Origin of the sequence: Acidisoma sp. PAMC 29798 (assembly GCF_030252425.1) — a bacterium.
Taxonomy (GTDB): Bacteria; Pseudomonadota; Alphaproteobacteria; order Acetobacterales; family Acetobacteraceae; genus Acidisoma; species Acidisoma cladoniae.
The window spans coordinates 1,704,850-1,722,185 of record NZ_CP126994.1 but is presented as its reverse complement, the minus strand read 5'-3'; the positions used below and the strand labels follow the sequence as shown (position 1 = coordinate 1,722,185).

The following is a 17,336-nucleotide window of genomic DNA, read 5'->3' as shown; positions in this document are numbered from 1 at the left end:
GCGTAATCGCGTCGCATGAGTTGGACCGGACAGCGACGCGGCTACCACCACGGCAACCTGCGTGAGGCGCTGGTCGAAGCGGCGCAGACGCTGATTGCCGAAAGCGGCCCAGCGGGCTTCACGATCGCGGAAGCCGCGCGCCGGGCGGGCGTCAGCCCCGGCGCGCCCTATCGCCACTTCCGTGACGCCGAAGCCTTGGTGGCGGAGGTAGCTTTGCGCGGCTACGAGCGGTTGACTGTCGCTCTGCGCCAAGCCTGGCACGACGGCAAACCTGAACCGATCCAGGCCTTCGAGAATATCGGCCGCGCCTATCTGGCCTTTGCGCGCGCCGAGCCCGCCTTCTACGCCGCCATGTTTGAGGCGCGAATCGATGCCGAGGCGCATCCCGGCCTGCTCGCCGCCAGTGACCGGGCGTTTCTGGTGGTACGCCACGCGGCGGAAACGCTGACCGCATCGGCCACCCGCGCCGGCCGGCCGCCGGCGCTGATGGTGGCGCTGCATGTCTGGGCGATGTCCCACGGCATCGCCTCCTTGTTTTGCCGCGCTGATGCCGGGCGCCGGAAGCTGCCCATGTCGCCTGAGGATCTGCTGGAAGCCGGGGTCCTGCTCTATCTGCAAAGCCTCGGCCTCGCCGGCGGAAAATAGGAACCGACGCGCAAACTCCTTGACGCCGCGACGATCTCGCTCATAAATGTAAATGTGTTTTACATTCACATAGGACCAACATCATGTCCGGCGCTGCGAACCGAGGTGCCTACGGCAATCCTGGGATGGGCCAAGCACCCTGGGATGGTGCGAGAAAACCACCTGAGGCCACCGGATGGCCGCTGGACTATTTCGGCCTTTGGTCGCTCTCCCGCCCGCTGCTGATCGCCGCCACCATCACCGGCTTCTTCATCTGGTGGCCTGTCGGCCTTGCGCTGCTGTTCGTGTCGATCTGGAACAAGCGCGTGGGGCGCTGGGCCTTCGGCCGCCAATCGGGCTTTCAGGGCTGCGGACCCGCCGCCTGGGCTGGCCGGAAAGCGAACTTTTCCGGCCGCACCGCACCGTCCAGCGGCAATAGCGCTTTCGACGAATATCGCGCCGAAACGCTGCGGCGGCTGGAGGAGGAGCAGGGTGAGTTCTCAGGCTTCCTCGACCGGCTGCGCTTCGCCAAGGACAAGGCTGAGTTCGACCAGTTCATGGCCGAGCGCCGCAATGCGCCGCCTTCGTCCGAGCCCAGCCCGCCGCCAGAGTAATAGAGGGCGGATGAGCGCAGCGTTATCCGCCATCAACGCTCCGCCCATCGCCTGAAGCCGGCGAGACTATGAAACTCCGACAGGCTATGCGCGTCGGCGCCTGGTAAGATGCCATCCATCATCCGGGCGAGCGCATTGCCCGGTCCCAGCTCGATGATCTTCGTGACATCGGCGGCGCGGCAGGCCTCCATGCAGGCCTGCCAATCCACCGTCTGCTTGATTTGGCGGGCGAGTTTGTCGAGCCCCGCGGGCACGTCAAACACCGCCCCACCATCGATGCCACTCAGCAGCCGAATATCCGGCGGCATCTGCGACGGCCACGTCGTCGCCGCGAGATCCTGGCGAAACCGATCGCTTGCAGCGCGGAGCAGTGGCGTATGCGAGGCGACGGCGACGGCCAGCATCGTCGTCCGCTCAGCGCCGGCGGCCTGGGCCGCTTGAACGACCGCCGCAAGCGATGCCTGCGTGCCACCGACAATCATCTGGTCCGGCGCGTTGATGATGGCGACATGCGCATCAAGCGCGGCACAGAGCGGGTCGAGCACATCGCGCCGTAGGCCGCGAATCGCGACGAGGCCCGAGGGCTCGATTGTCGCCGCATCCATCGCCATCGCGCGCTTCACAGCGAGATCCAGCACGCCCGCCGCGTCCAGCAGGCCGGCGACACCCCAGGCGCCCAGTTCCCCAACGCTGTAACCGGCAACGACCAGCGGGCGCGGCAAGCCTTCGCCGATCACTGCCCAGGCGGCCATGGTGAGCGTGCAACACAGAATTTGGCCGACCTTATTGGTGTGGATTTCCGCGCTGCTCGCGGAGCGCACGAGGTCGCGCGCATCGCGCCCGCCGAGCGCGGCCTTGGCGGCTGCGAAGACAGGGGCTGCTTCCGGTGCATCGGCCAGCAGATCGAACATACCGGCGCTTTGCGCCCCTTGGCCCGAGCAGAGGATGGCGATGCCCGTCATGTATGACGCTCCAAAGCATCGAGGAACAGCGTGATCGCCAGCAAATCCGCACAACCGCCCGGGCTGAGATTTCGCGCGACGAAGGCATGGTGGATGGCCTCTGCCGCGTCGCGCCAATTCGGTTGCGCGACACCGCCGGCGGCGAGAAAACCGGCTGCCGCCTGTTGCGCAAACCGTAAGCCCTCGGCACCGCCACGATGAAGCAAGTTCGTGTCTTCTACAGTCGCAAGAAGGGCAAAGAAGCACTGAACCCGCCCGGCATTGCCGGTACCGGGCATCAACCGCAGCGCAGGCAGCCCGATTTCCAGCGCATGCGGAAAGCCCGCAGCGGCCTGTGCCCGCGCGCCGCCGGCGCCGTATTGCAACAACGCCGCGGTGCCATGGCTGCGCAGGGGAATCGGGCCGCGTATAATCCCCTGCCCCCAGCGTTGCCGGACCGTCGCGCAGAGTGCGCCGGCGTTCCATGCGCGCCCGTTGGCCCCCGCTGCGGCGCAGAGCAAACCGAGGCCGAAGATGGCGCCGCGATGGGTATTGACCCCACCGGTGGCGGTCAGCATCGCGCCCTCCGCCTGCAGGCCGATGGCGCGCAAACCGTCCATGCCCGCCCCCGTCGCACCGGCGATGACCAGCGCCGCGAAGAAGGGCTCGATCGCCGTTGCGCTGGCAAGGAAGGTGCCAGCGTCCATGTCGGTATGGCTGCCGCAATCGACATGGCTGACGAGGCCAGGTTTCGGCCAGGTGTCCAGTTCGGCACGCAAGGCGCCCGCCGCCAGGCGCGCCACCTGATGCGCGACGGCCTCCGACAGCGGCGCGACGAAACGCGGTGCGAGCGCGGTCATGGCGCGAACAAACCCGCGACGGATCGCGCTTGGACGCCGGCCATGGATTTGGCAAGGATGTCACCGCCTTGGGCGTATTCCCGCCAATTCACGGCGACGCCGTCCGGCAGTTCCAACTCGCCGTCAAGGCGCACCGCCCCATCCAATCGCCGCAGCCCTTGCACGAGTGCATCCGCCGCCGGGTGATCGCCAATCATCCACAGCAGATCGAGATCCGATCGCTCGGTGAGATAGGTCAATCCGGTCAGATGCTGCCACAACAGCGCCCCGAAGACGCGCGGTTCGCCGAGGCCGAGCAGACCCGCGATCACCGGCAGCCACGAAGCGGGCGCCGATGATGCAGCCTCCCCCAACAAGACCGCCGGTCGCGCCGTCACCTCAGCGCCCGCCGGAAAGGCAAAGGCGACGCGGCGCTTGCCGTGACACGGTGGCAGCGGCAAGGCCGCCGGAATGGCGTCCGGCGCATCCGCAGGCATCGGCCGCCGCACGATCACGGGCCAACCTCGTTCTGCCCAATCCGCGACCAAAGGCAGATCGCCCAGGCCTGGATGCTGCACGAGCATGGCGGCCCAAGCCGCAGGCGCAACCTGCAAAAGATCGTGCCGCCGCAGGGTCACGCGGGCGTGCCGGTCGCCTCGGCGATGACGCGCTTCGCCACCATCGCAGCCATGGTCCGGCCTTTGCGCTCGGCACCGAGTTGATCGCGCATATCCTTCGGCGAGGCGGCGGCCAAGGCCTCCTCCAACTGCGCGTCCAACGGCTTGGCCGGGTCCCAAGTGATGGCGACCGCACCCATTTGTTCCATATGCTCCAAGCCCGGCGCGAAGACGGAGGTGGTTTTGGCCAATTCCTCCAGCGTTTTCACCGGCAGCTTCGTGACGCGCGAGACAGAGGGCAGATCCATCACCGTCGGCGTCGCGCCCGGCAGGCCAATCAGCATATCCGTGGCCAGCGCCGTTGCGAGGAAAGCGCCCGCCGCCGCCTTGCCATATTCCAAACCGATCGTCCGATGGCCCTCCTGGCTGGCCAGCAGCAGGCACTTGGCGAGATGGGCGAGATATTCGTTCAGACCCAGCATCTCATCCCGCCGGGCCATGAGCTGGCCCTGCGTATCGACAAGAACGAGAATGGGCGTCGTGCCGCCGGCCGCGACGACCTGCAACACGGCCTCGGCCAGCGGCAACACGCCCGCCGTTCCTAGCGCCACGCCATTCGCCACGCCGATGACGGCGATGGGTCCACCGGTTTTGCGCAAAGCCGTGCCGGTGATGAGGCCGTCTTGTGAGACGGTGACATTATGCCCGGTCGGGAACAGGCTTTTGAGAATCTCATCGAGCGTCATGGCTGGCTCCCTTGATGCCATTGGCGAGGGCAATGAAGGCGTCATTGTCCATCGCGCTGATCGCCTCGGGATGATCGATGCCGAGGATTGTCCACATCGATATCGCGTCTTCACACCCACCGAGTCTTGTCTGGCGCTCGGCAAGTCGCGCCTGCTCCGCTTGAAGCGTGGCGAGGTCGAACTTCGGCACATGCGCGAGCACAGCCTTCGTCGCCGCGCGAAACCCGTCCATCGCATCGGCCGTGAAGGCATCCGCGCCGCCGATCAAACGGCGGTTCTTGCCGCCCGAAACGCTCCAGACCAGCGCCTTGTCACGGGAGTCGAATTCCTCGACGCCCTTGTTGGTCTCGATGACTTCGGGACCCGAGACGCTGATGCGGCCCTGTTCTGACACGACGATACGCGAGCAGGTCGCGGCCGTTAGACCGGCGCCACCAAAGGCACCGGCGCGACCACCGACAAGGGCGATGACCGCCACGCCGGCACGGCGGGCTTCCGTCACGGCGCGCATCACCTCGGCCACGGCGAGTTCGCCCGCATTCGCTTCTTGCAAGCGCACACCACCACTGTCGAGCAGCAGCAGCACGACGCGCGGCAGATCCGTATGGTCGCGCGCGGCACGGAGAATACCGACGATCTTGGCGCCGCTGACTTCCCCGAAGGTGCCGCCCATGAACTGACCTTCCTGCGCCGCGAGCAGCACGGGCGTGCCGTCGAGGCTGCCGCGACCGACGATCACACCGTCATCAAAGGCCGAAGGCAGATCGAACAGATGCAGATGCGGGCTCTGCACGCGCGCGGCGGGCCCGATGAATTCCTGGAAGCTGTTCGCATCCAAAAGACCCGCAATGCGCTGGCGCGCCGTCGCCTGGAGCCAACTGCTGTGAGCGTGATCCATCACTCGGCCTCCATCAGCGCGCTGCCTTGAAGCAGTCGCAAAAAGACCGTGTCGGGCCGCGCCCCGCCGTCATTGATCGAAATGCGCAAGCCGCCTGGTGAGGATCGCTCGACGAATTCGGCGACGACGGCCGCCCAGGTCTCGTCATAGCCCTTCACCGGCGTCGCAATGATCACTTCGCAATCGGTATCGGGCAGAACACGCTCCAACAGCACTTCCAGATTGCCGGAGGCGACGACGCCGATGATGGCGCTGTCCTTCTTACCCGGCAGGCGCTGCTTTGCGGTATGATTGAACGTCAGGGTCTGCATATCCGCGTCTCCTACCAGTTACGGAACTTGCTCGGCGGGGCATAGAGATTCCCCGACCAATGCATGAGGTCCTTGATCGACTGCGCGGCCAAAAGCCCGCGTTGCGCATCCAACGGATTGATGCCGAGATCTTCCGGCCGCTGGATAATCTTGCGCGCGCGCAGCTTCGCGACCATGGCATGATCGCGCTTGCGGCCGACCTCCGTGAAGCCGGCGATGCCACGGATCGCCTGCTCACGCTCTTCCGGCGTCCGGCATAGCAGAAGATTGGCCATGCCTTCCTCGCTGATGATATGCGTCACGTCATCGCCGTAGATCATCACCGGGGCGAGTTCCAGCTTGAAGGTCTTGGCGAGTTCCAGGCTGTCCAGCTTTTCGACGAAGACCGGCACCATCTTTTCGCTGAAGGTTTCCACAAGCTGCACGACCAGCTTGCGGCCGCGCATCAGCCTCTGGTCGCCGTCCGTCGCCTCCCGCCCCGCCTTCAGCCAAGGGTCGCTGGGATGGCGGCGGCCATGCGGATCGGAGCCCATGTTCGGCGCGCCGCCGAAGCCCGCGATGCGGTCCGTGGTGACGGTCGAGCTATTGCCCTGCAAATCGATCTGCAAGGTTGAGCCGATGAAGAGGTCCGTCGCGTATAGGCCGGCGACCTGGCAATACATGCGATTGGAACTCATCGAGCCATCGCGCCCGGTGAAGTAGATATCCGGCCGGGCGCGCATATACGCGTCCATGCCGACTTCCGAGCCAAAGCTGTGGATCTGTTTCACCCATCCGGATTCGATCGCCGGGATCAGCGTCGGATGTGGGTTGAGTGCCCAATGCGTGGCGATCTTGCCCTTCAGCCCGAGTTTTTCCGCGAAGGTCGGCAACAGCAACTCGATCGCAGCAGTATTATAGCCGATGCCGTGATTGAGGCGTTTGATGCCGTATTCGGCGTAGATGCCCTTGATGGCCATCATCGCCGCGAGAATCTGCGTCTCGGTGATATTGGCGGGGTCGCGGGTAAACAGCGGCTCGACATAGAAGGGCTTCGGCGTGACGACAACGAAATCGACACGGTCACCGGCAACGTCCACGCGCGGCAGTTTGTCCACAACTTCATTGACCTGGGCAATGACGATACCGCTTTTGAAGGCGGTCGCCTCGATCACCGACGGCGAGTCTTCGGTATTCGGACCCATATACAGATTGCCGTCATGATCCGCCGCGCGCGCGACTGTGAGTGCCACATGCGGCGTCAGATCCACGAAGTAGCGCGCGAAGAGTTCGATATAGGTGTGGATCGCGCCGAGTTCGATCTTGCCGGCGTTCAAGGCGCGCGCGATAGCGCCGCCCTGAGGACCCGAATAGGAAAAGTCGAGCTTCTTGGCGATGCCCTTCTCAAACAGATCGACATGGGCCGGAAGCACGATGCCGGATTGCACGATATGCAGATCGTGGATGCGCGCGACATCGACTTTCACAAGCGCCTCGGCCAGGAAATCTGCTTGTTTCTGGTTGTCGCCCTCAAGACAGACGCGATCGCCGGTACGGATCACCGCTTCGAGCAGCTTGGTCACATCCGCAGGCGCGACCATCTTGCCCTTCGCGAAAACCTTACCCGCCGCCAGTCGCGCGTCACGGGCCGTCCGTTCGGTTTGCCATTCGGCCATGTGGTTCAACTCCCGTTATAATTCCAACAAGAACGCGGCCTGGAAATGGTCGCCGCTAGCCCATGCCGGCCGTGAAATAGATTGCCGCCGCAAGCGTGACGGCACTGAGCAGCGTGCTCGCGATCAGTGTGGTGCCGACCACGTCGGAGGCCACGCCGAAGCGCAACCCGAACAGAATGCCGAAGAAGCCCACGGGAAGCGCCGACAGCACGATCGCCTCCCGCGCCGTCAAGGGCGACACCGCGAAGATCCAGGCTAGCCCGGCCGCGAGCAACGGATGGGCGACATTGGCGAAAAGGGTCTGGAGACTGACGCTGCCACTCAGCCGGACCTTTTGTGCCGAGAGAATGAGGCCGGTCAGGAACAAGGCCGCACCGCCACCCACCTGCCCCATGAGGGAGAAGGAGCGCTGCAGCGGCTCGGGCAATCCTACGCCTGTCAACACGAAAGCAACCGCGATCAGTGGTGCCAGAACGATAGGCTTCTTGAAGGTGGCGAGGAATGCCTGCCCGATGCTGCCCTGCCCCGGCTTCTGCGAGCTTCGCGAAAGAATGATCAGGGTGATGGGGGAGACGACGATGGAGCCGCAGGCGATGGCCACGGCGACCGACACCAGATGGGCGGCGCCGAGCAAGGCCGCGATCAGCGGTAGGCCGGCCGAGGCGTAATTCGGCAGCGACGTCGTGAGCGCCTGAACCGAGGCCTCACCGGCCGGCACATGCCATACGCGGCGCACCATGACGTAGGTCAGGACATAGAGGATGACCATCGACAGCGACAGGATGCCGGCCAAGGGCAATTGCTGGAACAAGGTGCTGCGCGAGGCCTGCACCACGGTCGCGAAAATCGCGGCCGGAACTGCGAAGTCCATGACCAGGGCATTGAGTTCGCCGACATGCTTGTTGTCGAGATCGCGTGTCCAGCCGCCAATATAACCGAGACCCATGCCAAAAAAGACCGGCACCAGCGCATCCAAGATGATCTTCAGCAAGACGGATTTCTCCCCGTGATCGGCGAACCGAAGGCTCGGTCCGCACAGGGGGGTCTAGGCGCTTGGTGGTCCTCGCGGCAGGCTCGGAAAGTACTTAGGGCGGATGACGCGGCATCATTACATATTCGACGTGCCTTTGGTGCGCCGCTGTTGCCGCAGCACCGCTTCGATCCAGGTGTCGAGTTGCGCGGTCAGCGCTTCCGCCTCGGCATGCTCGGGATAGGCATCGGGGAAGCGCAAAGCCAGCCAGCGCCAGGCCACCAACCGCTTGTGCCGCTTCTCGGCGCGCTCCAACTCCTCCCGCGACGCGCGCTCCGGCGGCGGCAGACGCCCGGTCGAGGGCGGCGGCACGGCGCGACCGGCGCCATGCTCGGCGGCCCAGGTCGCGAGGCGCGGGATGCCATGGTCGCGCTCGTCGATCGGGCACATCGCATAAGTCCAGCGCTGTTGTAGATCGAGGCCGGCGACACCTTCCAGCGCCGTCGCCACGGCGAAGGCCTGGCTCATATCCGCGAGGCGGTAATTCGGGTCGTCCCGCCGCAGCACGGCCCGGCGGATGCGCGCCAACACGCCGAACAGACTGTCGGAGCCGATTTCAGCCGCGACGGCACGCACGATATCCGCGTCCGGCTGCACCAAGGGCCGCAGATCGCCGGGCTCGGCCATCGGCGCCGCGAGCATCTGCCGCACGAAGCTCGGGCTGCCGGCCCCTGCCAGCACGGCGACGATGCCGGTTTCATGCTTGCCATAGCGCCCGGCCCGGCCGCCGATCTGCTTCACCTCCTGCGCAAGCAGGTCCCGGCTCTGCGTGCCGTCAAACTTGCGTAAGGCGCCAAACACCACGCGGCGGATATTGAGGTTCAGGCCCATGCCGATCGCGTCCGTCGCGACCAGAATATCGGCCTCGCCACTGTTGAAGCGCGCGGCCTCGGCCCGCCGCACCTCAGGGCTCAGCGCGCCATAGACCACGGCGACGCGCTTGCCCTTGGCCTGCAGCGCCGCCCGCAAATCCAGCACTTCCCGCCGGGAAAAAGCGACCACGGCGTCACCCACGCCGAGGCTGGCGAGCGGCACGGCCTCGCTCGCCGCGACCAGCGGGCCTTTGCGCAGCAGCGTGATCTCATCCAGCGGATCGCCACAAAGCGCCGCGATGCGCCGCACCATCGGCGCGCAATCTGGCGCGCCCAGCACGAAGACATGGTGCGCCGGCGCACCCATGATCGCGGCCGTCCAGGCGGCGCCCCGATCGGGGTCGTAGAGCATCTGCGCCTCATCGACGATCGCCACTTCGACCGGGTTGTGCAGCGGGCACATCTCCACCGTCGCGGCCAGATGGCGGCTGCCCGGTTCGGTGATCCGCTCCTCACCCGTGGCAAGCGAAGCGACCACGCCGCGCGTGGCAAGCGCCTCACGGAATTCGTGGGCGAGCAGACGCAGCGGCGCCAAGGCCAAGCCGCTCGTGGCACCGGCCAGGCGATCGAGGGCGAGATGCGACTTGCCGCTATTGGTAGGGCCGGTGACCAGCGTGATCCGCCGCTCGATGGCCCGCGCGGTGGAGAAATGCGCGGCATAGCGGTCGAGCGCCGCAACGCGCGCGATGGCCGCATTGGCGGCCTTGCCCGAGCGAATGGCCGGGGCGCCGATACCGCCCCCGATCCCGATTTGGGGCCCCTGCTCCTCCTGCCGCCAGCGGGCGATCTCCACGCGTAAGGGCGCGAGCGCCACCGGGTCGAATTCCCAGCGCTCGCCACCCTTTTGCGGAATCCGCCGCGCCACCGGCAAGCGATTGGCCGCGATCCAGCGCAGCGCTTCCTTCATCGTGCAGCCCAGCAGGGCCGGCACATCCTTGAACTCGACCAGGCTGCGTTCCCAATCGCGCAGCCGCTGAACCTCTTCCCGCCGGCCGGCACGCGCGGCCGTTTCGGCGTCACGGCGCTCGCGACGGCGCACCTCCTCGTCCCGCAGCGCGGCGAGCACGAAGGGCGCATCCGGCAGCAGATCGAAGGCGCGCGCGACGGTTTGGGCCAGCGCCTCATGCTGGGGCGCGGTCAGAATACGGCCGCCGGAATCGAACAGCTCAGTCAAGGCGAGGTCCAGAGCCTGCCCCGGCTCTGCGGCGAAACCCCTCAGCCGCGTCAGCATCACCGCATCGAGCGCCTCACGCAGCGTCGCGTCATCGACCGCCGGGTCCTGGATGCCGGCCGCCGCCGCGACCGCGTCTTCGCGCAGAACCCAGTAGCGGCCTTCGCGCTGGGAGGTGTCATACAGCCGGGACACCCAGCCCTTGCGACGCAGTTCGCACAGCGCGTCTCGCACGGCCTCGCGGTCGGCGGGCAGCCGCCGGGCCACCAGACGCTCCAACCGCGCCATTTCATGGGTTTCGACGGTGAGGTTCGCCGCTTCGATCGCGGCTTCAGCAGGGGAGAAATTGATCATCGTGGCCGCTTAAAGCATGATCACGGCGGTGATGCGCTATAGCGTAGCGTTCTTGCGCAGCACGCGCTGGTATCGGGGTCCCGCTTCGATGAAGCCGGTGGCGCGGCAAAAGGCCTCCAACTCCGTCTGATCAGGCAGCGCCGCAAGCTCCAAAGCGCCGCAACCGGCGACCCGTGCCGCCTGGGCCGCCGCCTTGACCAACATCCGGCCAATGCCCCGGCGCCGCGCCTCGGGCGCGACCAGAAGCGTGGTGATCAGGGCGACCGGTAAAGCGGCCTCCAGCGTTTGATACCAATGGAGCACGATCACGCCGCTGGGCGGACCCCACTCCAGCGCGACCAAGGCGGTGCCCGCACCCTGGCGGATGGCGTCAAGCCGGTCTGCCAGAAGGCGTGGCGCGACCGCATGGCCGCCGGCGGCCAGAAGCTCGGCCAGGCCCGGCGCCTCAGCGCCGGTGGCGGCGCGAATTTCGAGCCCATAGCGCGTGGTCATGCGCCAGATATGGCCGTCCTGGCAGGTCGCCGCAACGCGCGCCGGCGCGCGATGGACGCCCGTGCCCCCGCATGGCACCAATAGGACAATAAAAAACGAGGGAGAGACGGGCATGAGCCAGACCATTGCGCAATCGGCATTGGCGGACTGGGTCTCGGCTTTCGGCGCGGCGCTTGAGCGCAATGACGCCGAGGCTACGGCCGTTTTATTCGAGGACAAGGCCTATTGGCGTGATTTGGTCGCCTTCACCTGGAATATCCACACGACGGAGGGGCGGCCCGCGATCGCTGCGATGTTGCAGGCGCGGCTGCAAGACGTGCAGCCCCATACCCTTCTTCCCAAGGACGGATCTCAGGAGGAGAATGGCACCGTCTCTGGCTGGTTCACGTTCGAAACGGCCGTCGCCACGGGCATCGCCCATGTCAGGCTGCGGGACGGGCTGTGTTGGACGCTGCTGACGTCGATGGAGTCCTTGAAGGGGCATGAGGAGAAAAAGGGCCGCACCCGGCCCCTCGGTGCCGAGCATGGCGTGCGTCGCGGCAGCACCACTTGGCTCGAACGCAAGACGGCGGAGGAAGAAACGCTGGGGATCACACGCCAGCCCTATTGCCTGATCATCGGCGGCGGCCAGGGTGGCCTCGCCCTTGGCGCCCGATTGAAGCGCCTCGGCGTGCCGACGATCATCATCGATCGCAATGCCCATGCCGGCGACTCCTGGCGCCAGCGCTACAAGTCGCTCTGCCTGCATGATCCGGTCTGGTACGACCACATGCCGTATCTGCCCTTCCCGGACGACTGGCCGGTCTATTCGCCGAAGGACAAGATGGGCGACTGGCTCGAAGCCTATGCCAAGGTGATGGAGCTGAATTACTGGACCTCATCCTCCTGCGTCGGCGCGCAGTATGATGCGGCGGCCGGTGAATGGGTCGTCACCGTCGATCGAAACGGGGAGAGCATGACGCTACGTCCTAAGCACCTCGTGCTCGCGACCGGCATGTCGGGCATCCCCAATGTCATCGATGTGGCCGGTGCCGAAAGCTTCGCGGGCACGCTGCTGCATTCGAGCCAGTATCGCAGCGGCGAGGCCTTTCGCGGCAAACGCTGCGTTGTCATCGGCTCCAATAATTCGGCGCACGATATCTGCGCCGATCTTTGGGAGCATGACGCGGCCGAAGTCACCATGGTGCAGCGGTCATCCACGCTTGTGGCGCGCGCGGACTCGCTGTTCAAGTTCGGGACGAGCCATCTCTATTCCGAAGCCGCGCTCGACCGTGGCATCGATACGGCCAAGGCGGATCTGCTGAACGCGTCACTGCCTTACGCCATCATGGGTGAGTTCCATAAGCACACTGTCGCGGCGATTCGCGACGCCGATGCCGATTTCTATACGCGACTGGAAAAGGCCGGCTTCCTGTTGGATTTTGGCGATGACGGTTCCGGGCTGTTCATGAAATATGTGCGCCGAGGCTCGGGCTATTACATCGACGTCGGCGCCTCGGGGCTCATCGCCAATGGCGACATCAAGCTCAAAAGCGGGGTCGGCACCGAGCGGATCACGGAAAGCGCGGTGCTGTTCAGCGATGGCACGGAGCTGCCGGCCGACCTCATCGTCTATGCCACGGGCTATGGCTCGATGAACGGCTGGGCTGCCAAGTTGATCAGCCAAGACGTCGCTGATCGCGTGGGCAAGTGCTGGGGCCTGGGCTCGGATACGACCAAGGATCCCGGTCCTTGGCAGGGCGAATTGCGGAATATGTGGAAGCCGACGCAGCAGGAGGCATTGTGGTTTCAAGGCGGCAATCTGCACCAGTCGCGGCACTATTCCCAATATCTCGCCCTTCAGCTCAAGGCGCGGATGGAAGGCATTCATACCCCCGTTTATGCTTTGGCGGAGACACATCACCGGACGTGACGCGGAAATGCGTTGACCGGGCAAGGACTTTGGGTAGCCTCGGTATCGCCCGCGCAATACCGCGCGGTCACCTGCCGGGGGAAGAGGAATGTCGCATTTTCGAGGGTATCTGAAGCCGCTTATGGGGGTCGCGCTGCTCGTGGGCCTGGGCGTGTCCTTGTCGGGCTGCCTCATCGTGACGCCCCATCATCCGCGTTTCTGCTATTACCACCCCTATAACCCCGGCTGCTGAAAACAGCGGCTCTGGGCTATATAATTCAGATTATATAGCCCAGAGGTTCGCGTGCTGACCTTAAGGATCACCACCGTCGGCGCGTCTTCGGGCTTCATCTTGACGAAGCAAGCTATGGCTCATCTGAAAGTTCAGAAGGGCGACACGCTGTATCTTACCGACGCGCCGGACGGCGGCTACCGGTTGACCGCATACAATCCCGAGTTCGAGCGACAGATGGCACTTGCGGATGAGATCATGCACGAGGATCGTGAGGTCTCGGCACGCCCGGCCCCACCAATACCCTTCTCGCCACCGCAGGCGCCCAGGTCGGCTTCAGGCGCGCCCTGCCGCTCATCTCCGCCAAGGCCGGCGGCTATATGATCGCGATCCTCGTGATCGGGCTGGTGCTGCGGCCCATTCTGACCAGCCACCCGGCGATTGCCCTCACGCTCAGGCTGTTGATCGGGCTCTACCTGCTGTGGCTGGCGATCTGTCTGTGGCGCCGGGGCACCGCCGTGATCGCCCAACACGGCAGACTGATCACGCTGCGGGAAGTCTTCGTCACGACGCTGCTCAACCCCAAGGCGATCATCTTCGCCCTCAACGTCATTCCCTTCGCAGCACCGCGCCCCTGGCTGTATTTCGCGGGTTTCCTCGGCCTGCTGTCGGCCGTGGCAGCCTTTGCCCTGGTGCTCGTGGCGGGGCCGCTCATCCACCTGCACTGACCGAATATTTCATTGCGGTGTTGTAATGTGTTAGTTGTAGGATCGGGACAAGAAATTCAACCCGCCACACGGCCAAGACGATCGCTTTAAGAATCGAATAATTAATCCCATTGTCTTCAAAAAAATATTGATCTGGTCATTCTTTGTGCTAACGGTGTTCTTACGCTGTAAGCCAAAAGGATTACGCCAGGACAGTAGTTCCTGCGTCGTGTCACGACGGACCCTCGTCCGTGCAGCGTTTAGACACACCCTTGCAGGAGCCGACCATGACCGGAACCACACTCCGTTCGGCCGACTTTCTCAATACGCTCGGCGTCAACACGCATATTCCCTATACAGACGGGGGTTATGCTAATATCACCAATATCGATGCGGATTTGAAATATCTCGGCATTACCGAAGTACGAGACACGATCAGTAATGGATATGCGGGCTCGGCGCCGCTATCGAGCTACATCACCCTCGCCAAGGAAGGCGTAAAGTTCACGATCTGCCTGTTCGGTGGCGGCGCGATCACGACCGCCAGCCTGACCGCTCAACTCGCCCTGGTGGCGGCGCTGAACAAGGCCGTGCCTGGCAGCGTCATCGCGGTCGAGGGTGCGAACGAGATCAACAACTTTCCGATCACCTATAACGGCGTTGGCGGCCTCGCGGGCGCGGTCGCCCTGCAGAAGGCGATCTATGCCGCCGTTCACGCCAATGCGGACCTCAAGGGCGTCTCGGTCGACTATTTCACCGGCTATGCGGCGGGCAGCGATGCGGTCGGCCCGAACCCCGCCACCACCGCCGGCCTCGCCGATTACGACACGCAGCACCCTTATCCGAACCAGGGCGACGCGCCCTATCAATGGGTCAACCGCACCCAGGCCCTGGGGAACGAGACGCCGGCGACAGGTGCCGCCGTCTATACGGAGACCGGCTACAGCACGAATGGCGGCACCAGCGGTGACGTCAATCAGGACGTGCAGGCCAAATACACGCTCGACCTCTTGATGGACGATGCGGCAAGCGGCATCGCGCATACCGATCTTTATCAGCTCATGGACGCCTATGCGGCGGGGTCGTCGCAGGGCGACGACGGTTACGGGCTCTACGCCCCCGGCAATACGCCGAAGGAAGCCGCCACCGCGATCCATAACCTGACCACGATCCTGGCAGATACCGGCACCACGGCCAGCACCTTCACCCTCAAGCCGGTCAGCTACACGCTGACGAACCTGCCCTCGACCGGCCATACGCTCGAAATTCAAAAATCCAGCGGCGCGTCGGACATTGTGGTCTGGAACGAACCCGCGATCTGGAACGAAGCAAAGGGCGCCGAAGTCACGGCCGCCACGACGAATGTCACTGTCAAGCTCGGCGCGACGTACAAGACGGTGGAGGTCTTCGATCCCCTCAAGGGCACGACCCCGATCGAAACGCTCACCAATGTCAGCAGCGTCACGCTCGGCATCACGGATCATCCGTTGATCGTCGAGGTCGAGCCGGGGACCACGACAACCACCACGCCGATCACGACGGCCCCGGTCACGACGCCGCCCGTCGCAACGACGGAGACACTGACGCTGAATATCGCGGAAGATGCGTGGAAGGGAAACGCGGACTACACGATCTCAGTCGACGGAAAACAGGTGGGTGGCGTCCGTGCTGCCTCTGCGCTTCAGGCAGATAACCATTCCAACGTCGTGTCAGTGACCGGGGATTGGGGTCTCGGTACCCATGATGTTCAGCTCACGTTCCTCAATGACGCCTGGGGTGGCAGCGACGCCACGGACCGGAACCTCTACATCAACGGCATTGCCTTCGATGGCGTGACCTACGCCGGGACCAGCAAGGAGATGAACGCCGGCGGCGCCTATGATTACACGGTCGGCGGATCAACGGCGAAAGCCAGCGCGCCGGCGGATACCTTAATCCTGCATCTTTCCGGGAATGCCTCAGGGGGGAATGCGCAGTTCACCCTGATCATCGACGGCAAGGCCGCATCGACACCACAGGGTGTCTCCGTCGCGCATAGCAGCGGCTTATGGCAGAGCGCTTCATTCTCGGGCAATTTCGGCGCGGGCACGCATACGATCGCCATCCAATTCGATAACGCCGCTGCGGGGCGCGACCTCTACGTCAATGGCATCAATCTCAACGGCACGCATTACGGCGCCGGCGTCGTCGAACTGACGACGATCAGCCACACGACCTTCACGGTCACGACCACCGCATAGAGGCTATGGCTCACGTCTCGAATAAGTCGGCGTGCGTTCCCGCTCGGACGAACAAAACGGCGCCAGCCGTCTTGCCGTCTTCAAGCTGATAGATGAGCAAGAAATCGCCCCCGATATGGCATTCTCGATGACGAGCCCAGTTTGATGTGAGAGCATGATCACGCCATTCAGGACCAAGAGGCGCATCATTGGCGACGAGCATGAGTATAACGGACTTCAGCCGCGTGAGATCATACCGACCCGATCGCGTGAGTCGCTGCCAATCTTTAAGAAAGTCGCGCGTGTAGTCCGAACTTCGAGGAAGCGAGGCGCGCTTATGTGTCGATGACGTCGTCGAGGCTTTCAATCAAATCATCCCCGCTGCTGAAGCGCAAACGCCGCGCCTTCATCATCTCATCTGCGTCTTGCATGGCCCGACGCGTCGTTGCGTTTGGAACCTTCAGTTCTAAAGGAAAGGCTTGATCCTGGACGACACGATGAAGGAGCACCCGCACCGCATCGGAAACCGTCAGTCCCATGGCTTCCAGCGCTTCTGCAGCCCTCGTCTTCATCTCTTCATCGACGCGCACATGCAGCATCGTGCTCTGAGCGGCCATAGCGCGGTCTCCGATATCTGGGCGGGAGGCGGAATGATGCGCGTCCACGCGTAAACTGCGCCTAAGCACAGATACTCAATTGAGATACATCCAAGCGTTAGACATATCAAGTGTAAGCAGAGCGGTTGCTACCGGCTCGTCGCGGCCAACTGCTGCGTGGTGAGAAACCGCGTGTTACGGTCCACCGCATCGCGCACTGGGTCTTCCAGGCCTTGATCCAGAGCCGCGATCATCACCGCCATCTCCTCCTCTACCCGCTTCATCTCCTTGTAGACGGCGTGCCGGCCAACGCCGTAGCCGTTCTTGCGAAGATGTTCGAGGATCATCCAGGCCCGGCTATAGACGACATAGGCGCCGACCCAGGGAGGAATATTGCCGCCGCCGCGATTGGCCGTGTCATACCCCATGAGGCTTGTCCTTGTTGTCGGCGCGGATATTGCGCCGTTTTTGTGTGCCGCGACAGCAGCTTAGATCAATGCCGTGGTGCAGCATTGTCTTCATGGGGT

General features: G+C 64.2%; 18 protein-coding genes and 1 pseudogene. 6 read left to right on the top strand and 13 right to left on the bottom strand.

All coding sequences use genetic code 11. The annotated features are described in order from the left end of the window. The first annotated feature begins 15 nt into the window (after positions 1-15). The gene (locus QP803_RS08255) at positions 16-645 is read left to right on the top strand and encodes a TetR/AcrR family transcriptional regulator (RefSeq protein WP_284947290.1); all 630 of its coding nucleotides are present in this window, start codon (positions 16-18) and stop codon (positions 643-645) included. Between the two features lie 83 nt (positions 646-728). Further along, a complete protein-coding gene (locus QP803_RS08250; RefSeq protein WP_284947289.1) occupies positions 729-1,238 on the top strand; it encodes a DUF2852 domain-containing protein in 510 nt (169 codons plus the stop codon). A gap of 32 nt (positions 1,239-1,270) precedes the next feature. On the opposite strand, the gene QP803_RS08245 is transcribed toward QP803_RS08250, so the two are convergent. The 10 genes from QP803_RS08245 to QP803_RS08200 all read right to left on the bottom strand — a co-directional run bounded on the left by QP803_RS08245 (position 1,271) and on the right by QP803_RS08200 (position 11,278). Next, positions 1,271-2,200: an ACP S-malonyltransferase gene (locus tag QP803_RS08245; RefSeq protein ID WP_284947288.1), complete on the bottom strand. Its 930-nt coding sequence runs from the start codon at positions 2,198-2,200 to the stop codon at positions 1,271-1,273. After that, complete coding sequence (gene mdcB / locus QP803_RS08240; RefSeq protein ID WP_284947287.1) at positions 2,197-3,039, bottom strand: triphosphoribosyl-dephospho-CoA synthase MdcB; 843 nt, start codon at positions 3,037-3,039, stop codon at positions 2,197-2,199. The genes QP803_RS08245 and mdcB overlap by 4 nt, the downstream gene beginning before the upstream one ends. Beyond that, complete coding sequence (gene mdcG / locus QP803_RS08235; protein ID WP_284947286.1) at positions 3,036-3,656, bottom strand: malonate decarboxylase holo-[acyl-carrier-protein] synthase; 621 nt, start codon at positions 3,654-3,656, stop codon at positions 3,036-3,038. The genes mdcB and mdcG overlap by 4 nt, the downstream gene beginning before the upstream one ends. Then, the gene (locus tag QP803_RS08230; protein ID WP_284947285.1) at positions 3,653-4,381 is read right to left on the bottom strand and encodes a biotin-independent malonate decarboxylase subunit gamma; all 729 of its coding nucleotides are present in this window, start codon (positions 4,379-4,381) and stop codon (positions 3,653-3,655) included. The genes mdcG and QP803_RS08230 overlap by 4 nt, the downstream gene beginning before the upstream one ends. Next, a complete protein-coding gene (locus QP803_RS08225; protein ID WP_284947284.1) occupies positions 4,368-5,279 on the bottom strand; it encodes a biotin-independent malonate decarboxylase subunit beta in 912 nt (303 codons plus the stop codon). Before QP803_RS08225 ends, QP803_RS08230 begins: the two co-directional genes overlap by 14 nt. After that, positions 5,279-5,590: a malonate decarboxylase acyl carrier protein gene (gene mdcC / locus QP803_RS08220; protein ID WP_284947283.1), complete on the bottom strand. Its 312-nt coding sequence runs from the start codon at positions 5,588-5,590 to the stop codon at positions 5,279-5,281. The genes QP803_RS08225 and mdcC overlap by 1 nt, the downstream gene beginning before the upstream one ends. 11 nt (positions 5,591-5,601) lie before the next feature. Beyond that, positions 5,602-7,245 carry a malonate decarboxylase subunit alpha gene (gene mdcA, locus QP803_RS08215; protein ID WP_284947282.1) on the bottom strand — a complete coding sequence of 548 codons (1,644 nt, stop codon included), beginning with the start codon at positions 7,243-7,245 and terminating at the stop codon, positions 5,602-5,604. A 55-nt stretch (positions 7,246-7,300) separates the two neighbouring features. Further along, entirely contained in the window at positions 7,301-8,236 is a 936-nt protein-coding gene (locus QP803_RS08210) for an AEC family transporter (protein WP_284947281.1), read from the bottom strand. Positions 8,237-8,353: 117 nt separating this feature from the next. After that, positions 8,354-10,672 carry a helicase-related protein gene (locus tag QP803_RS08205; RefSeq protein ID WP_284947280.1) on the bottom strand — a complete coding sequence of 773 codons (2,319 nt, stop codon included), beginning with the start codon at positions 10,670-10,672 and terminating at the stop codon, positions 8,354-8,356. 36 nt (positions 10,673-10,708) lie between these two features. Then, complete coding sequence (locus tag QP803_RS08200) at positions 10,709-11,278, bottom strand: GNAT family N-acetyltransferase (protein ID WP_284947279.1); 570 nt, start codon at positions 11,276-11,278, stop codon at positions 10,709-10,711. On the opposite strand from QP803_RS08200, the gene QP803_RS08195 reads away from it, so the two are divergent. From QP803_RS08195 to QP803_RS08180, 4 genes and pseudogenes are all read left to right on the top strand, one after another. Next, complete coding sequence (locus QP803_RS08195) at positions 11,277-13,076, top strand: flavin-containing monooxygenase (protein ID WP_284947278.1); 1,800 nt, start codon at positions 11,277-11,279, stop codon at positions 13,074-13,076. The two genes, QP803_RS08200 and QP803_RS08195, sit on opposite strands and share 2 nt — an antisense overlap. An 88-nt stretch (positions 13,077-13,164) precedes the next feature. After that, positions 13,165-13,308: a hypothetical protein gene (locus QP803_RS08190; protein WP_284947277.1), complete on the top strand. Its 144-nt coding sequence runs from the start codon at positions 13,165-13,167 to the stop codon at positions 13,306-13,308. A 275-nt stretch (positions 13,309-13,583) separates the two neighbouring features. Then, positions 13,584-14,015, top strand: a pseudogene (locus tag QP803_RS08185) (LysE family transporter); the annotation flags it as partial. A gap of 266 nt (positions 14,016-14,281) precedes the next feature. Next, the gene (locus QP803_RS08180) at positions 14,282-16,234 is read left to right on the top strand and encodes a carbohydrate-binding domain-containing protein (protein WP_284947276.1); all 1,953 of its coding nucleotides are present in this window, start codon (positions 14,282-14,284) and stop codon (positions 16,232-16,234) included. 10 nt (positions 16,235-16,244) lie between these two features. On the opposite strand, the gene QP803_RS23990 is transcribed toward QP803_RS08180, so the two are convergent. The 3 genes from QP803_RS23990 to QP803_RS08170 all read right to left on the bottom strand — a co-directional run bounded on the left by QP803_RS23990 (position 16,245) and on the right by QP803_RS08170 (position 17,237). Next, on the bottom strand, positions 16,245-16,580 hold the full coding sequence (locus QP803_RS23990) for a type II toxin-antitoxin system YafQ family toxin (protein WP_350356072.1): 336 nt from the start codon (positions 16,578-16,580) through the stop codon (positions 16,245-16,247). Then, positions 16,549-16,830: a type II toxin-antitoxin system RelB/DinJ family antitoxin gene (locus QP803_RS08175; protein ID WP_284947275.1), complete on the bottom strand. Its 282-nt coding sequence runs from the start codon at positions 16,828-16,830 to the stop codon at positions 16,549-16,551. The genes QP803_RS23990 and QP803_RS08175 overlap by 32 nt, the downstream gene beginning before the upstream one ends. Positions 16,831-16,958: 128 nt before the next feature. Further along, the gene (locus QP803_RS08170; RefSeq protein ID WP_284947274.1) at positions 16,959-17,237 is read right to left on the bottom strand and encodes a hypothetical protein; all 279 of its coding nucleotides are present in this window, start codon (positions 17,235-17,237) and stop codon (positions 16,959-16,961) included. Between the last annotated feature and the right edge of the window lie 99 nt (positions 17,238-17,336).

Coding starts and splice junctions, on each gene's coding strand:
- QP803_RS08255 (WP_284947290.1), top strand. CDS start 16: ATGAGTTGGACCGGACAGCGACGCGGCTACCACCACGGCAACCTGCGT.
- QP803_RS08250 (WP_284947289.1), top strand. CDS start 729: ATGTCCGGCGCTGCGAACCGAGGTGCCTACGGCAATCCTGGGATGGGC.
- QP803_RS08245 (WP_284947288.1), bottom strand. CDS start 2,200: ATGACGGGCATCGCCATCCTCTGCTCGGGCCAAGGGGCGCAAAGCGCC.
- mdcB (WP_284947287.1), bottom strand. CDS start 3,039: ATGACCGCGCTCGCACCGCGTTTCGTCGCGCCGCTGTCGGAGGCCGTC.
- QP803_RS08230 (WP_284947285.1), bottom strand. CDS start 4,381: ATGACGCTCGATGAGATTCTCAAAAGCCTGTTCCCGACCGGGCATAAT.
- QP803_RS08225 (WP_284947284.1), bottom strand. CDS start 5,279: ATGGATCACGCTCACAGCAGTTGGCTCCAGGCGACGGCGCGCCAGCGC.
- mdcC (WP_284947283.1), bottom strand. CDS start 5,590: ATGCAGACCCTGACGTTCAATCATACCGCAAAGCAGCGCCTGCCGGGT.
- mdcA (WP_284947282.1), bottom strand. CDS start 7,245: ATGGCCGAATGGCAAACCGAACGGACGGCCCGTGACGCGCGACTGGCG.
- QP803_RS08205 (WP_284947280.1), bottom strand. CDS start 10,672: ATGATCAATTTCTCCCCTGCTGAAGCCGCGATCGAAGCGGCGAACCTC.
- QP803_RS08195 (WP_284947278.1), top strand. CDS start 11,277: ATGAGCCAGACCATTGCGCAATCGGCATTGGCGGACTGGGTCTCGGCT.
- QP803_RS08200 (WP_284947279.1), bottom strand. CDS start 11,278: ATGCCCGTCTCTCCCTCGTTTTTTATTGTCCTATTGGTGCCATGCGGG.
- QP803_RS08190 (WP_284947277.1), top strand. CDS start 13,165: ATGTCGCATTTTCGAGGGTATCTGAAGCCGCTTATGGGGGTCGCGCTG.
- QP803_RS08180 (WP_284947276.1), top strand. CDS start 14,282: ATGACCGGAACCACACTCCGTTCGGCCGACTTTCTCAATACGCTCGGC.
- QP803_RS08175 (WP_284947275.1), bottom strand. CDS start 16,830: ATGGCCGCTCAGAGCACGATGCTGCATGTGCGCGTCGATGAAGAGATG.
- QP803_RS08170 (WP_284947274.1), bottom strand. CDS start 17,237: ATGGGGTATGACACGGCCAATCGCGGCGGCGGCAATATTCCTCCCTGG.